Here is a 15,133-nt window from a genome sequence, read left to right as displayed (position 1 = left end):
TTGCGTTTTTTCTTTGTAATGATGAGGTGTCACAGAATAGACATAATTTGCCGTTGTTATGATAATATCGAAATTTGTCAAATTATACTGGGAGATTTACAAAGGGATTTTCGGAAAATTAGAGAAAATCTTTTTACAAGGAAAACTTTTTATTATAAAACTGGTAGGGTGATAAAAGTGATTAGGGAGATCAAAATAGAAGATGCAGCACCATTTTTACAATTAAGTAAGCAACTAGATGAAGAAACGAAATTTATGCTATATGAACCAGGAGAAAGAAAATTTACAGCCGAGCAACAAGAACAAATGATTCATCGCTTTATAGAAAATGAATATGCAACAATATTCGTAGCAGTTGAAGAAGAAAGTATAGTAGGGTTTATTTTAGTGAATGGAAATAATATTCAAAGAAAGAGACATGTAGCAAGTATTGTAATTGGTATTTTGCAAGAGTATAGTGGGCGAGGTATTGGGACGAGATTGTTTAAAGAGGCTGAGAAGTGGGCAAGATTACATGATGTATGGCGTTTAGAATTAACGGTAATGGCCCACAATACAAGAGCTCAGGCACTATATAAAAAAGTTGGATTTGAGAAAGAAGGTGTCAAAAGAGCAGCTCTTATTATCGGTGGAGAGAACATCGATGAGTATGAAATGGCCAAATTATTAAAATAAGAGGTCGTTATATGAAAAAAAGATGGATACTACTTGGTATCGTAGCGATGATACTCATTGTTGGAGTAGCAGGAATCAATTATAAAATGTATAAGGATAAGCAGGCGCGCGAGGTAAATGTGAATAACATATTTCCGAAAGCGAAAGAAACGATTGCCAATATGGATGGTGATATTGCGGTAATTAGTAATCCGAATTCGATGCTTGTGCTTGTGAATAAAAGTAGACGTTTACCAGATGGATACAGACCGCCAGATTTAGTTATTCCGAAAGTGCGCTACTCAAGTGAAGGTGATCAAGAAAAGAAAAAAATGAGGAAAGAAGCAGCTGGGGCGCTAGAGGAAATGTTTCAGCAAGCTGATAAGGAGCATATTTTCTTATTTGCAGTATCGGGATTTAGATCTTTTGATCGACAAAAAGCATTAAATACGATGTATAAAAAGCAAGATGGAGAAGTAAAAACAGCGATGTCAAGTGCGGTTCCTGGTACGAGTGAACATCAAACAGGGCTTGCTATGGATATTACATCTCAAGCTGCTAAGTTTCAGTTAGAGACAGTTTTTGGTGAAACGAAAGAAGGGCAGTGGCTTTCTGAAAATGCTCATAAATTTGGGTTTGTCATTCGATATACAAAAGAGAAAGAATCGCTTACGGGCTATCGATATGAACCATGGCACGTAAGGTATGTGGGTAACCCACAAGCTACATATTTATATGAAAATCAACTGACGCTTGAAGAAGTAACGCAGTGAACAATTGAGGGGAGAGAAGGATTATGACGGTGTTATATAAGAAAAAAGTACACGCATATGTGACAAGAGAAAAAGAAGGAGTTATGCAACTGCTTGTTTTTAAACATCGTGATATACCTGAAGCTGGTATACAAGTACCAGGGGGAACAGTTGACGAAGGGGAAACGTTAGAAGCAGCAATTTTACGTGAAGTACAGGAAGAGTCTGGATTACGTCATTTATGCATAGAAAGATTCCTAGCCGATTACATCATACTTGTGAAAGAGAAAAAGGAATATCAAAAGCGGCATTTTTTCCACGTAACTTTACTAACGGATGTAAAAGATGATTGGGAACATATTGTAAGTGCCGGTGAGGAAGATCAAGGATTAGTATTTTGCTACGAATGGATGGATATTGCAAAATGCCCTGCATTAGCTGGGAAACAAGGTGAGTTTTTACATTTGTTAGATGAGGTATATGTAAAGTAATAAAAGAGTCTGAAGCGGAAATTTAATCGTTTCAGACTTTTTTTATTTTTCAGGAAATAAAAGGTTTTTACATTGGTAAGTTGAATTCTTTGAAAGGGATTGTAGTTATATATGCGAGGAGCGGAGAAAATGAAAAAGTAATAGATACACGTTATCAATGAAAGCTTTTAAAGAAGGAGAATGAAGATGAAGATGAAGATGGAGATTCAGTTCAATGCTCGATTACAAAAAGAATTAACAATTCATGATATACAAGTAGCGATGGAAGCTGGGCAATTAACTTCAAAAGAATTAGTTATGTATTATCTTCATAGAATCGCGAAATATGATCAAGAAGGACCAAAAATCAATTCTATTTTAGAAATCAATCCAGACGCTATTTTTATTGCAGAAGCGTTAGATTATGAAAGAAAGACAAAAGGTGGACGGGGACCATTACATGGTATACCTGTTTTACTTAAGGACAATATTGAAACGAATGACTCTATGCATACAAGTGCAGGTACGATTGCCCTGGAACAAAATATAAGTAGTGAAGATGCATTTCTCGTTACGAAACTTCGAGAAGCAGGAGCAGTAATAATAGGAAAAACAAATATGACAGAATTAGCAAATGCAATGTCTTTTGACATGTGGGCTGGATATAGTGCAAGAGGTGGACAAACAATCAATCCATATGGGACGGGCGAGGCTGATATGTTTGTTGGTGGCTCTAGTACGGGGTCTGCGATTGCAGTTGCTGCTAACTTTACAGTAGTATCTGTTGGAACGGAAACGGATGCTTCTATTTTAAGCCCAGCTGTTCAAAATTCTGTAGTCGGTATTAAACCGACTGTTGGTCTAATTAGTCGTAGAGGCATTATTCCGTTCACGTATTCGCAAGATACAGCTGGTCCATTTGCTAGAACGGTTACAGACGCTACTATTTTGCTAGGGAGTTTAACTGGGGTAGACGAGAAGGATGTAGCTACTCATAAAAGTGAAGGTATAGCAGAACATGATTATACAAAATATCTTGATGTTAATGGCTTACATGGAGCGAAGATTGGTGTATTTAGCAATGCACCAAAAGATTATTATGAAACTGGTGAATATGATGAGAAATTGTTTAAGGAAACGATTGAAGTATTGCGTAGTGAGGGAGCAACAGTAGTAGAAAATATTGATATCCCTTCTTTTCATAGAGAATGGAGCTGGGGAGTTCCGCTTTATGAATTGAAGCATAGCTTAGATAACTATCTTTCTAAATTACCTTCTACTATGCCAGTACATTCTATTTCAGAGTTAATGGCGTTTAATGAAAACATAGCTGAAAGAGCTTTAAAATATGGACAAACTAAGTTAGAAAGAAGAAAAGATTTTCCTAATACGTTAAGAAATCCAGAATATTTAAATGCAAGATTAGAAGATATATATTTTTCGCAAGAACAAGGTATTGATTTTGCACTGAAAAAATATAATCTCGATGCGATTCTATTCCCTTCCTATATCGGCTCGACTATATGTGCGAAAGCAGGTTATCCGTCTATAGCGATACCTGCGGGATATATGGATAACGGGAGACCATTTGGAATCACGTTTGCAAGCAGTGCTTTTTCTGAGGGGACTTTGATTAAACTCGCATACGCTTTTGAACAAGCGACAAAGCATCGGAAAATCCCTAACTTATCATAAATAAAATAAATAGGGCAGGAAATCCTGTCCTATTTATTTTGTTCATTAAAGTGAAATGTTTTTTTGCTTTGTCTTATCATATTTTAATAAGTTAAATGATAAACAAGCAGAGCACAATATAAGGATTGAAGCGAGAATATAAATAGTACGAACACCAAACAAATCGGTAATAATGCCAACACTAAGCATAGAAAGACCAGAAGCTGTTGAAAGAAGTGCGCCGTGTGCTGTATACATTTTGGATAATAAAGAAGGAGCGACGCTGGATTGTAAAACCGTCGTTTGAGAAATATCTCTAATTTGATAACATGGCCCCATTAGAACACATAGAAAAAGCGCAATAAACCCGCTACTTGTCATACCATATAAAAATGTAAGAATACTAAACATAAGAGAGCCTATCGCCATGGAGCGTATTAAATTGTTTTGAATGTATGTACTCATTTTCCAAGCTAATATCCCGCCAATTAACGTCCCCACATAATAACTTGTGTTAATATATCCCCACCATTCTTCTCCTTTATGAAGGACAGTTGTTACATAAGCCATCGTAATAGCACCGATCCATATCGTCCCTGCGAAAGTCTCAATTAAGTCCATACATGTAACGGTACGGAGAGAAGGGTTCTGAAATAAGAGTTTCCAACCTTCTAGTAAAGCAGCGCCTTTTGAAGAAGAAGGTTCAATTACTCGTTCAGTATGTATGGAACGTAATGAAACGTGTAGTGCAACACACCCAAAAATCATCAAAATGTTATTCATCATGAGTGTAGAAGTAGCACCGATAAGAAGAACTATAACACTTGTAAATGAATAAGCAGCGGCTTGCGCAATTTGTGTGGAAAAGGAAAAAATACTATTTACTTTTACTAATTGTTCTTTTCGTGTAAGGCGAGGAAGGATACCGTATAATAACGGTGCGCTCCAGCCGCTACATAAAGAAATGAAAAAAATGAAAATGAATAGTGTTACAACGTTTGAGGAAAGGGCTGGGAATAATATCATTAATAAAAATAATAGAACAGTTTTTGTCCATTGTAGTGTGAAAAGTAAGGAATAAGATGAAAAACGATTCATGATAAGTGGTGCAGATGTATTTGCTATAAGATTAGTTATGACTTGTACTAATGGAAAAAGCGCGGTTAATGTAGCTGATTTCGTTGTGGTATACATATGAGTTGTAATAATCATGATGTATACGATGTCAGCAAGAGTAATGCATATTTTAGAGCCTAAATAGTAAATTAGTGAACGATTTTGCAATAAGTACACAACCTTCCTGAGGAAAAACATTCCAATAGTTAGAATAATTATAATTTGAAAGTTGGATTTGTGAAAGAATTTAATTTTTTGTCATTTTTTGAAAGGAAATGTCATGTATAATGAAGAATATATTAATATAGTATTTTATTAATGCTTTTTATAACAGTGAATATGTACAATAGCTTGTAGTAAATGCCCCGGTATAAGAAAGGGCGGATAAACCATTCTTTTCTTCATATACATATAGAAGATGAGAAAGAAAGCGAGGGTTGCATATGGCTGCTTGGGTAATTTGGTTTATAATAGCTGGTATTTTATTTATTGCGGAACTGTTGTCGATTACGTTTTATATGCTTTGGCTTGGAATTGGAGCTGTTGTCGGAGGTCTAATTGCTTTGTTTGCCCCTGAAGCACTACTGTTACAAGTTGTTGCTGGTGCGATTGTAAGTTTAACATTGACTTTCTTTACGAAAAGAATTTCAAAAAACTTTCGAGAAGCAAAAGGTTTTACTGATACAGTAGATTTGCTTGTCGGTAAAAAAGGCATTGTTATGCAAGCGATTACAAATGAAGCGAATGGTATTGTGAAGGTGGATGGAGATACTTGGACAGCTATTGCAGATGATCCAATTGATGTTGGAGAAAAAGTTATTGTTATAAAGAGGCATAGTACTATATTACAAGTTAAAAAGGAGAGTGAATAAATATGGCAGTAGCATTAACATTAACGATTATTTTAGCACTAATTGTTGTTACATTTATCGCATTAACAATTAAAATTATTCCACAGCAAAAAGTTGGAGTCGTTGAAAGATTTGGTAAGTTTCAGCGTATTATGGAGCCAGGGTTAAATTTATTAATACCAATTGTAGACCGCGTTCGTGTATATCATGACTTACGTATTCAACAAACAAATGTACCACCGCAGAAAGTAATTACGAAAGATAATGTACAAGTAGAAATTGATACAATCATTTTCTATCAAATTGTGGAACCAGAACTTGCGACATATGGTATTTCGAACTATGAATATGGTGTTCGTAACATTACTTCTGCAACGATGCGCCAAATTATCGGTAAAATGGAACTGGATGAAACGTTATCTGGTCGTGAAAAAATTTCAACAGAAATTCGCTTAGCACTTGATGAAGCAACAGAAAAATGGGGCGTTCGCATTGAGCGTGTTGAAGTTGTTGATATTAATCCGCCAAAAGATGTGCAAGCATCGATGGAAAAACAAATGAAAGCAGAACGTAATAAACGTGCGATCATTTTAGAAGCTGAAGCTGCAAAACAAGATAAAGTTCTTCGTGCTGAAGGTGAAAAGCAAAGTAAAATCTTAATGGCTGAAGGTGATAAAGAAGCACGTATTCGAGAAGCTGAAGGTATAAAGGAAGCAAAAGAACTAGAAGCGCAAGGGGAAGCAAGAGCGATTGAGGAAATTGCAAAAGCAGAACAAAATCGAATTGAATTACTTCGTGCAGCAGATTTAGATGAACGCGTACTTGCTTATAAATCATTTGAATCATTGATTGAGGTTGCAAAAGGGCCAGCAAATAAAGTCTTTATTCCGTCTAATGCAATTGAAACACTTGGTACTCTTGGGGCAATTGGAGAAATCTTTAAAGAAAAACAAGCGAAGAAATTGCCTTCTTCAGATACACCAAAAGAACAATAAGAGTGAAAAAGAGAAATGGGATTCCATTTCTCTTTTTATTTTTGAGTAGGATAAAAAATATTAGTCCTTTGCCATTATGGATAGGGCTTTTTTGTTTGTCACTTTTCAAAGAATTATAAGTTTAGAGTGTTTGGAATTGTTAAGTGGAATAACACGTTTACTAGACGGTTAAAAAACTGTCAAAGTAATATATTTTTGTTAAATAAAATTTAAAATATGATATAATGGAATTTTGTGGATATTAAACAAAGGAGTGGGAAACAAGTGCAAATATTATTAATACGCCACGGAGAATCAGAAGCTGATATCTTAAACGTACATGAAGGACGAGCTGACTTTGAATTAACAGAAAAAGGAAGACGGCAAGTGCAAAGGCTTGTACAGAAAGTGAAAGCAGATTTTCCACCAGATTTCATTTGGGCAAGTACATTAAAGCGTGCTCGTGAAACTGGTGAAACGTTAGCTGAAGGAATTGGATGCCCAATTCAACTAGAAGAGGAATTAATGGAGTTTAATAATGGAGTGCAAGCAGGCTTATCTTTTGAAGAAGCAAAGAAATATCCAGAGCCAAAGTTTCTTCATGACCGTTTTGAAAATGGGGAATCATTTATTGAATTTAGAATGAGAATAGAAGGAATCTTTTCTAAAATCGTGACAGAGAATACTTATGAACGGATAGCAATCGTTGCACACGGTGGTGTAATAAATAGTCTATTACGTGCGTTTTTCAAAATGCCCATTTCAATGGACTATTATTTTAAAATGGGAGATACGGGAATAAGCTTAATTGAAATTGATGGCGAACAAAAAACGGTGCATTTCATAAATGATACGAATCATTTGGACGGGATGTAAAGAACCGTGTACAAAGTAGTGTTTTTTGATGTTGACGGTACGCTTTTAAGTGAGATTGATAGAGGTATGCACGAAAGTACAAAAGAAGCGATACAAAGATTAATAGATAAAGGAATTCACGTAGTTGTTACAACAGGGAGACCATATAGTTTATGTTCGCAATTTAAAGAGCTGGGCATACATACAATTATTTCTGCAAATGGTGCACATATTAAATGTGGGGAAACAGTTCTACATAAATCGGTACTTTCAAGTGAAATCGTTCATGATATCTCAGAGTTTGCAGAATTACATGGTCACGGCGTTTCTTATTTTACTGAGGGTTTTACAATGAACGGAATAGCCTCAGATAATGAGCGTGTAATGCAAGCGCTTAGCGAGACGTTAAATTTAGGGGAATACCCTGAAAAAAGCAAGGATTTGTCTGAAGAGATCTATTGTTTATGTTTGTATGCGGATGAAATAGAATCTCAAAAATTTATTGAAAAATACCCAATGCTTACATTCGACCGTTTTCATGGTTATGTCATAAATGTATTGGAAGATAATAAAGTATCGAAGCTCACCGCAATTCAAAAAGTATTGGATCACTTTAACATTTGTAAATCAGAAGCAATTGCTTTTGGTGACGGTGGAAACGATATTGAGATGTTGCAGTATGTAGGATTAGGTATTGCGATGGGGAATGGCGGAGAAGTACTAAAAACAAAAGCTGATTTCGTTACAAAGAAGGCGAGTGAAGGTGGTATTTTATTTGCTTTAGAGAAGTTTCATGTCGTCTAACATACCTTTATTGGAATAAAGGTATGTTAGGATCTTTAATGTGCTCGCACAATAAAATATGAATTTGCCCACGATGATGATAAAAGTGTGCAACAATTTCAAGCAACCATTCAAAACGGGAATAAGAAATACCCCAATAAGCAGTCTTAATTTCCGCTAATTCTTCATTGGAATAGGATAAAAAAGTTTTAGAAAGTACATCGTAGCCCTGTAGCATCGTTTTTTGCATTTGCGTAATTGTTTCGGGTGTTTGTTCTTTATAGAAAGTGTGTAGTTGTTTTTCAGTACTACCATTTAAAATGAGTAAATCCGCATGGCAAATAAGAGAAAGATGTGCACACATTTCAAATAGAGATCGCTTCGAGTGAATTGGTTGTATTTTTAAACTATCTTCATTATATTGGTTAAGCATTTGAATAGAAGTATCAACAGCAACTTGTAGTTGATGCAATGCAGATTGTACAAACATTGTAATTCTCCTCTTCTCCGTATATAATAGTTTCTTAAGAGTATTATATCATGCTCAAAATTCCGAAAATTCTAGTAGTTTGACTAGCATATTGAAAAGTATTATATTGTAAAAGGTCATATGAAACGTGAAATAGAATGGAATGCAATTATTGAGTTAGGAGTTAGACCAATGAGTTTGAAATATGGAAGAGATACAATTATTGAAGTTGACTTAAATGCAGTAAAACATAATGTAAAAGAATTTAAAAAGCGTGTGAATGATGAAAATATTGCAATGATGGCTGCTGTAAAAGCAAATGGGTATGGTCACGGGGCGGTTGAAGTTGCGAAAGCTGCTATTGAAGTAGGAATAGATCAGCTTGCAGTTGCATTTGTAGATGAAGCGATAGAGTTAAGAGAAGCAGGAATTAACGTGCCGATTTTAATTTTAGGTTATACATCAGTAGCAGCTGCGGAAGAGGCAATTCAATATGACGTTATGATGACTGTTTATAGAAGTGAAGATTTACAAGGTATAAATGAAATCGCAAACCGTCTTCAAAAGAAAGCGCAAATTCAAGTGAAAATTGATACAGGAATGAGTCGTATCGGTTTACAAGAAGAAGAGGTTAAACCATTTTTAGAAGAATTAAACCGTATGGAGTATGTAGAGGTAGTAGGAATGTTTACACATTACTCTACGGCAGATGAAATTGATAAATCATATACGAATATGCAAACAAGTTTATTTGAGAAAGCTGTCAATGCAGCAAAAGAATTAGGAATTCATATTCCATATATTCATAGTTCAAATAGTGCAGGTTCAATGGAGCTTAGCAATACATTTCAAAATATGGTTCGTGTAGGTATTGGAATATATGGAATGTATCCTTCAAAAGAGGTAGATCATGCAGTCGTTTCTTTACAGCCTGCGTTGTCGTTAAAATCAAAAGTAGCTCATATTAAACATGCGAAGAAGAATCGCGGTGTAAGTTATGGGAATACGTATGTAACGACTGGTGAAGAATGGATTGCAACTGTACCGATTGGCTATGCTGATGGATATAATCGTCAGTTATCTAATAAAGGGCATGCATTAATAAATGGAGTTCGAGTACCTGTTATTGGCCGTGTTTGTATGGATCAACTTATGTTAGACGTTTCAAAAGCAATGCCAGTACAAGTTGGGGATGAAGTAGTATTCTACGGTAAACAAGGTGAAGAAGAAATTGCGGTAGAAGAAGTAGCGGATATGTTAGGTACAATTAACTATGAAGTTACATGTATGTTAGACAGAAGAATTCCGCGAGTTTATAAAGAAAATAATGAAACGGCTGCTGTCGTAAATATACTAAGAAAAAACTGAATCGTTATGATTCAGTTTTTTTATTTTTGACAAATGAAAAATGTTCTATTTGTACCGTGTAATTGAATGTTCTTAAAACCTACAGATTCCAATGAAGAAATTATTTCTTCATTGGAATAACAAGCTTCCTCAAAAGAAAAGTCACTTCTTTTCCAATTATTATCTATGTCATGTTGAAATAGTATAAAGTTCATTTCTGCTTTTTTATTTTCGCTATCATATGTAGAATCAATTGTACATACATATTCTTCCGCTGAAATATGAAATGAAGCAATCCAATTTTCAAGAAAACCTTTCTCCATATTCATATCAAATACGAATGTACCTTCGCTATGTAATACGGAGTAAACATTATGAAAAACATTTTTTAATTCATCTAATTTTAAAATATGGTTTAAGCTATCGCCAGTAGAGATAACATAGTGAAATTGCTCATTTATATTGAAATAACGAGCATCATCGACGATAAAGGTTGCGTCTGGCGCGTTTTGACGTGCGTATTCAATCATTTGGGCAGAACCATCTATACCAGTTACTAAAAAAGTATTATCAATTAATTTCTTAGTAAGGTGACCAGTCCCGCAGCAAAGATCTAAAATATGAGAATGTGGTGGTGCATATTTTAGAACGAGTTTTTCCAAAAGTAGATAGGAGTGTTCAGCATAATGCCCCCAATGTTTATTATAAATGGATGCGAAAATATCATAATCAGAATAAATTAGTTTTTTACACATATGTATTCACCTCAAGATTCATTACATTATAATAGTCATGCTTCTTTTTCATTTCAAAACCACATTGTGTATATAGTTTTAAAGCGTGGTTATTTTTCGTTTCGACGTCTAATTCAATTGTTGAAATTCCTTTTGTAATAAGGGTATGTACCATATAACTAAGAATATCTTTTCCGTATCCTTTACCTTGATAAGAAGGATGAACGGCGAATCCTGATAGTGTAGTAGATTGTTCTTGCTCAGAAACTGTAATCGTTCCTATCACTTTTTCGCCGATTAGAGCACAGTAAACTTGATAGGAAGGGGAATTCATCATTTTTTGTAACCATGTAGCGGTATTTTCTGCTGAATCTCCAAAAGCTTTACTGGAAATTTCAATAAGATCAAGAAGTGACCCTGAAGATGCAAGAGTAAGCTGTATAGAATTCTTTGTTGTTTTTTGAACTTCTTTTGCATTGAACTCCATACTATATTCACTATATAAATAAGGTAACTTCATATGTCTTGCAAATTCTTTCCCAGAAGCAGAATCCCCATTCATAATAAGAAGAGCTTCATCTGCCTTTCGTATTCGTATTTCTTTCATTGCGGTTTGTAAAAGAGTAGTGCCTATATGTTGTTTCCTATAGTTCGGATGAACAAACCCTATTAACTCCAGTTTTGTCGGTCTTTCAAAATCATACATACTTAATGCACCGATTAATTGAGTATTATCATAAAATAGGAAATCATTTATCTCTTCATTAGTACGAGCAGTTAAAAAGTTTATATGTAAATCTGATGAGTAATCAATTTGATCGTGTTGCCCACAAATATGAGCCAAATCTTTCATTCGCTGAATTCCGTTCGCTGTTAAAGATTTCTTGTGTTCAATATTCATTTCATAACCCCTCTCATTCGTATTTAAAAATAGGATGGATGACTAAGCCACTTTTTTAACTCCACGCTGCCCTGAACAGATAATAACCGGTACAAATATCGATAGGGAGGTCTACATTCTGCAAGATGAGGAAGGGGCATAATGGTTTCGTAACCTTGTTTAAAAGCATGTGCTTCTTTTTCTGTAAACACATATTCTAAGCCGATAAAATCAAACTCCCGGGGAGCAACGGCATAGGCTTCTGTATCTACTAATCCCGTAATAGTTGTACCATCTGATAAAAACTGAGTAGGGTCCATATCAATTAAAACGAGCGTTGATTCCTTTGGTGCTGGTAAGGAAGAAAGTTGTGATTCAAAAGTAGGAAATGCATTTTGTATGCTTGCATTATCGGAATAAAACATATTCACAAGCTCTTTACTCACATTTAAAATGTGTGATTGGAATTCATCTAGTGTAATTTGGAAGGAACCTGACACATTTCCTATGTAATCGGCTTTAAATGTATGTATTTCTGCAAGCCCTTTTCCTAGACTGAATAAAATAGAATCTGGTTGCCCGATAAAAGATTGAACTGTGTTACCTACTAACTTTTCGGCTACAACGAATTCACGGCCATTTAAAATATGTTTTTCTAATATTGCTGGGATAGGAAGATTAGTATATTCTTGCAGCAATGTATGTACAGCTTTTAAATGATGTACGTTCCTTGGATTAATTCCAAATAGGTTTTTACATCCCCACCAAAAATCATTATTTGGCTCTTCATTCATTTTAGAAGAACGAACGATGACTTCTGCATCTTCTGTTCGGACGAGAAACACATCGCTTGCATGGTCTTCATAACCTGGGTGTAAAGCTTGAATAGATAAAATAGGTGAAGTGAATAGTTGTTGTAGCATGAAGTTGCTCCTTTTTCTGTAAATTCTATAAATTCATTATATAACAGAATATGTTTCAAATGGATAAAGATAAGGACAACATAGAACTTAAATAAATTTATAGTGAGAAATCAGTGTGGAAATTATATTTTTCTAGTTTTGTATGAATTATCAAAATAATGTTTCTGATGATAAATCTGTAAAAATGCCTGAATGTAAATCCCGTATTTTTCAATAAATGAAAGGTTAAGCATACTTTTATAAGAGTTATAATGTAGGTTATGAAAAATATTTCTCAATAATAAAATGAAGTGAAAAATATGAAGAAGTAGAATAGATTCCTTTATAATAGTTTTAAATTAATCAATATAATTAACTATTAATATTGTTAGATAGGAGAGAATATGATGGCAAATGTACTCGTAATAAATTTTCCTGGAGAAGGTCATATAAATCCGACTTTAGCTATTGTAAGTGAGTTAATTCGGCGAGGGGAGACAGTTGTTTCGTATTGTATTGAAGATTATAGAAAGAAGATTGAAGCAACAGGTGCAGAATTCCGAGTGTTTGAGAATTTCCTCTCTCAAATTAATATTATGGAACGAGTAAATGAAGGTGGGAGTCCTTTGACGATGCTATCTCATATGATTGAGGCATCAGAGCGTATTGTGACTCAAATTGTAGAAGAAACAAAAGGGGAAAAGTACGATTACTTAATATACGATAATCATTTTCCCGTAGGACGTATTATAGCCAATGTTTTAAAATTACCTAGCGTTTCTTCTTGTACAACATTTGCTTTTAATCAGTACATTACTTTTAATGATGAACAAGAATCCAGACAAGTAGATGAAACGAATCCATTATATCAATCTTGTTTAGCGGGAATGGAAAAATGGAATAGGCAGTATGGAATGAAATGTAATAGTATGTATGATATTATGAATCATCCTGGTGATATTACTATTGTATATACTTCAAAAGAATACCAGCCGCGTTCAGATGTATTCGATGAATCGTATAAGTTTGTCGGCCCATCAATTGCTACTCGAAAAGAAGTAGACAGCTTTTCTATGGAAGATTTAAAAGATGAAAAATTGATCTTCATTTCTATGGGAACAGTTTTTAATGAACAACCTGAACTATATGAAAAATGTTTTGAAGCGTTTAAAGATGTAGAAGCGACAGTCGTATTAGTTGTTGGTAAGAAAATAAATATAAATCAATTTGAAAACATTCCGAATAATTTTAAGTTGTATAATTATGTGCCGCAATTAGAAGTATTACAGTATGCTGATGTATTCGTGACACATGGTGGTATGAATAGTTCGAGTGAAGCGTTATATTATGGTGTCCCGTTAGTTGTAATTCCGGTAACAGGAGATCAGCCTTTAGTTGCGAAACGAGTGACCGAAGTAGGGGCTGGAATAAGGCTTAATCGTAAAGAATTAACTTCTGAATTGTTACGTGAGACTGTAGAAAAAGTTATAGATGATGTGACGTTTAAGGAAAATAGTCGTAAAGTTGGAGAGTCACTTCGAAATGCTGGTGGGTATAATAGGGCAGTTGATGAAATATTTAAAATGAAGATGAATTCATACTTAAAACTTAAATAAATGTTTGGAGCACACTTACTGTAATATGTAAGTGTGTTTCTATAAATAAATTACATAAAAAATCACTGTAAAGGTGAAACTTTTGTGTATATAAACTCATATCTTTGAATTAGTAGTAAAATTACGTTAAAATAATACTAAGAAAATATATAAGTTTTGGGGGTAATGAATGAAGAAAGTATTTGAATACGTATTATTAACAATTGGCTCAATTATTGTAGCGGGTTCATTAGAACTTATTTTAGCACCTAATGGATTAGTAGATGGCGGGGTAACAGCCATTGCTATTATGGCGAATAAAGTTGCAGGATTGCCGCTTTATGGAGTGTTCTTAGGAATTAATATCCCGATTTTATTATTTACTGCAAAAGTAATGGGAAAGAAGTTCTTTATCCGTACATCCTATGCAAATGTTGTTACAACACTCGGATTGATTTATTTAAAACCGTTTCCAGCAATTACAACTTCTGAATTGTTAATTGTTCTTTATGGAGGAGTTCTATTCGGTGTGGGAGTAGGGATTGTAGTAAAAATGGGCGGAGCAATTGATGGATCAGAAATGTTAGCTGTTTGGATGAATAAACATTTTAAAGTGCCGATTAGTACATTTTTACTTGCTGTAAATGCGGTTATTTTCATTTTTGTTGCCATTTTATTTTCAATTGAACAAGCGATGTTCTCATTAGCAATTTTCTATATTGTTACGAAGATGATTGATTTCATATTAGATGGTATTAATCAAGGAAAGAGCGTTATGATTATTTCTGGTAAAAATAAAGAAATAGGCGATCTACTTATGAAAGAATTGCAATTATCCGTTACGTATCTACATGGAGAAGGTGGTTTTTTAGGAGAACATAAGAGAATCATTTATTGTATTACAAACCGTTTCATTTATCCGAAAATGAAAGATCTCGTTCTCTCTGTAGATCCAACTGCTATCATTGAAGCTTCCTATTCAACAGAAACAACTGGTGTTAAGCGTCCGGGAAGGACTGCGAGATCAGAAAAATAGTGAATGAAAATAGCTCCACGTAAGTATAACTTGCGTGGAGC

General features: G+C 34.4%; 16 protein-coding genes. 11 read left to right on the top strand and 5 right to left on the bottom strand.

Going from position 1 to position 15,133, the window contains the following annotated elements; all coding sequences use genetic code 11:
* The first annotated feature begins 177 nt into the window (after positions 1-177).
* From AC1Q8N_RS06070 to AC1Q8N_RS06055, 4 genes are all read left to right on the top strand, one after another.
* Complete coding sequence (locus tag AC1Q8N_RS06070) at positions 178-675, top strand: GNAT family N-acetyltransferase (RefSeq protein ID WP_048543098.1); 498 nt, start codon at positions 178-180, stop codon at positions 673-675.
* Positions 676-686: 11 nt separating this feature from the next.
* The gene (locus AC1Q8N_RS06065; protein ID WP_048543096.1) at positions 687-1,427 is read left to right on the top strand and encodes a M15 family metallopeptidase; all 741 of its coding nucleotides are present in this window, start codon (positions 687-689) and stop codon (positions 1,425-1,427) included.
* A 23-nt stretch (positions 1,428-1,450) separates the two neighbouring features.
* Positions 1,451-1,897, top strand: coding sequence for an NUDIX hydrolase (locus AC1Q8N_RS06060; RefSeq protein WP_048543093.1), 447 nt, complete (start codon positions 1,451-1,453; stop codon positions 1,895-1,897).
* A 198-nt stretch (positions 1,898-2,095) separates the two neighbouring features.
* Positions 2,096-3,571: an amidase family protein gene (locus tag AC1Q8N_RS06055; protein ID WP_048543580.1), complete on the top strand. Its 1,476-nt coding sequence runs from the start codon at positions 2,096-2,098 to the stop codon at positions 3,569-3,571.
* A 45-nt stretch (positions 3,572-3,616) separates the two neighbouring features.
* Here the strand turns inward: AC1Q8N_RS06055 and AC1Q8N_RS06050 are convergent, their stop codons facing one another.
* Complete coding sequence (locus tag AC1Q8N_RS06050; protein ID WP_048543091.1) at positions 3,617-4,834, bottom strand: MFS transporter; 1,218 nt, start codon at positions 4,832-4,834, stop codon at positions 3,617-3,619.
* 275 nt (positions 4,835-5,109) lie between these two features.
* Here AC1Q8N_RS06050 and AC1Q8N_RS06045 point away from each other — a divergent pair, with 275 nt between their 5' ends.
* The 4 genes from AC1Q8N_RS06045 (at position 5,110) to AC1Q8N_RS06030 (ending at position 8,150) form a co-directional block, all read left to right on the top strand.
* Positions 5,110-5,538 carry an NfeD family protein gene (locus AC1Q8N_RS06045; protein ID WP_048543089.1) on the top strand — a complete coding sequence of 143 codons (429 nt, stop codon included), beginning with the start codon at positions 5,110-5,112 and terminating at the stop codon, positions 5,536-5,538.
* 2 nt (positions 5,539-5,540) lie between these two features.
* A complete protein-coding gene (locus AC1Q8N_RS06040; protein WP_046959225.1) occupies positions 5,541-6,512 on the top strand; it encodes an SPFH domain-containing protein in 972 nt (323 codons plus the stop codon).
* A 264-nt stretch (positions 6,513-6,776) separates the two neighbouring features.
* Positions 6,777-7,367 carry a histidine phosphatase family protein gene (locus AC1Q8N_RS06035; protein WP_098048535.1) on the top strand — a complete coding sequence of 197 codons (591 nt, stop codon included), beginning with the start codon at positions 6,777-6,779 and terminating at the stop codon, positions 7,365-7,367.
* 6 nt (positions 7,368-7,373) lie between these two features.
* Positions 7,374-8,150: a Cof-type HAD-IIB family hydrolase gene (locus tag AC1Q8N_RS06030; RefSeq protein WP_098069221.1), complete on the top strand. Its 777-nt coding sequence runs from the start codon at positions 7,374-7,376 to the stop codon at positions 8,148-8,150.
* 7 nt (positions 8,151-8,157) lie between these two features.
* Here AC1Q8N_RS06030 and AC1Q8N_RS06025 read toward each other — a convergent pair whose 3' ends face one another.
* Positions 8,158-8,619: a DinB family protein gene (locus AC1Q8N_RS06025; RefSeq protein ID WP_048543083.1), complete on the bottom strand. Its 462-nt coding sequence runs from the start codon at positions 8,617-8,619 to the stop codon at positions 8,158-8,160.
* A 171-nt stretch (positions 8,620-8,790) separates the two neighbouring features.
* On the opposite strand from AC1Q8N_RS06025, the gene alr reads away from it, so the two are divergent.
* Entirely contained in the window at positions 8,791-9,966 is a 1,176-nt protein-coding gene (gene alr / locus AC1Q8N_RS06020; protein ID WP_033662679.1) for an alanine racemase, read from the top strand.
* 20 nt (positions 9,967-9,986) lie between these two features.
* Here alr and AC1Q8N_RS06015 read toward each other — a convergent pair whose 3' ends face one another.
* From AC1Q8N_RS06015 to AC1Q8N_RS06005, 3 genes are read right to left on the bottom strand one after another with little or no spacing between them, the layout of a single operon-like run.
* On the bottom strand, positions 9,987-10,700 hold the full coding sequence (locus AC1Q8N_RS06015) for a class I SAM-dependent methyltransferase (protein ID WP_493521127.1): 714 nt from the start codon (positions 10,698-10,700) through the stop codon (positions 9,987-9,989).
* Positions 10,693-11,580 carry a GNAT family N-acetyltransferase gene (locus AC1Q8N_RS06010; protein WP_493521126.1) on the bottom strand — a complete coding sequence of 296 codons (888 nt, stop codon included), beginning with the start codon at positions 11,578-11,580 and terminating at the stop codon, positions 10,693-10,695. Before AC1Q8N_RS06010 ends, AC1Q8N_RS06015 begins: the two co-directional genes overlap by 8 nt.
* Before the next feature lie 23 nt (positions 11,581-11,603).
* On the bottom strand, positions 11,604-12,482 hold the full coding sequence (locus tag AC1Q8N_RS06005; RefSeq protein WP_098077118.1) for a nitrate reductase: 879 nt from the start codon (positions 12,480-12,482) through the stop codon (positions 11,604-11,606).
* A 386-nt stretch (positions 12,483-12,868) separates the two neighbouring features.
* Between AC1Q8N_RS06005 and AC1Q8N_RS06000 the strand changes: the two genes are divergently transcribed.
* Both AC1Q8N_RS06000 and AC1Q8N_RS05995 read left to right on the top strand, forming a co-directional pair.
* Positions 12,869-14,077: a macrolide family glycosyltransferase gene (locus AC1Q8N_RS06000; RefSeq protein ID WP_000024481.1), complete on the top strand. Its 1,209-nt coding sequence runs from the start codon at positions 12,869-12,871 to the stop codon at positions 14,075-14,077.
* Positions 14,078-14,246: 169 nt separating this feature from the next.
* On the top strand, positions 14,247-15,092 hold the full coding sequence (locus tag AC1Q8N_RS05995) for a YitT family protein (protein WP_000755133.1): 846 nt from the start codon (positions 14,247-14,249) through the stop codon (positions 15,090-15,092).
* The last annotated feature ends 41 nt before the right edge of the window (positions 15,093-15,133 follow it).

The sequence above is a fragment of the Bacillus sp. GW823-FHT06B01 genome, from assembly GCF_058952315.1.
The sequence above is the reverse complement of the archived record's forward strand: the minus strand, read 5'-3'. Positions and strand labels throughout refer to the sequence as shown.

Bases quoted from the DNA above. Each gene is read 5' to 3' on its own strand.
- AC1Q8N_RS06065 (WP_048543096.1), top strand. From the start codon at position 687: ATGAAAAAAAGATGGATACTACTTGGTATCGTAGCGATGATACTCATT.
- AC1Q8N_RS06060 (WP_048543093.1), top strand. From the start codon at position 1,451: ATGACGGTGTTATATAAGAAAAAAGTACACGCATATGTGACAAGAGAA.
- AC1Q8N_RS06055 (WP_048543580.1), top strand. From the start codon at position 2,096: ATGGAGATTCAGTTCAATGCTCGATTACAAAAAGAATTAACAATTCAT.
- AC1Q8N_RS06045 (WP_048543089.1), top strand. From the start codon at position 5,110: ATGGCTGCTTGGGTAATTTGGTTTATAATAGCTGGTATTTTATTTATT.
- AC1Q8N_RS06040 (WP_046959225.1), top strand. From the start codon at position 5,541: ATGGCAGTAGCATTAACATTAACGATTATTTTAGCACTAATTGTTGTT.
- AC1Q8N_RS06025 (WP_048543083.1), bottom strand. From the start codon at position 8,619: ATGTTTGTACAATCTGCATTGCATCAACTACAAGTTGCTGTTGATACT.
- alr (WP_033662679.1), top strand. From the start codon at position 8,791: ATGAGTTTGAAATATGGAAGAGATACAATTATTGAAGTTGACTTAAAT.
- AC1Q8N_RS06015 (WP_493521127.1), bottom strand. From the start codon at position 10,700: ATGTGTAAAAAACTAATTTATTCTGATTATGATATTTTCGCATCCATT.
- AC1Q8N_RS06010 (WP_493521126.1), bottom strand. From the start codon at position 11,580: ATGAATATTGAACACAAGAAATCTTTAACAGCGAACGGAATTCAGCGA.
- AC1Q8N_RS06005 (WP_098077118.1), bottom strand. From the start codon at position 12,482: ATGCTACAACAACTATTCACTTCACCTATTTTATCTATTCAAGCTTTA.
- AC1Q8N_RS06000 (WP_000024481.1), top strand. From the start codon at position 12,869: ATGGCAAATGTACTCGTAATAAATTTTCCTGGAGAAGGTCATATAAAT.
- AC1Q8N_RS05995 (WP_000755133.1), top strand. From the start codon at position 14,247: ATGAAGAAAGTATTTGAATACGTATTATTAACAATTGGCTCAATTATT.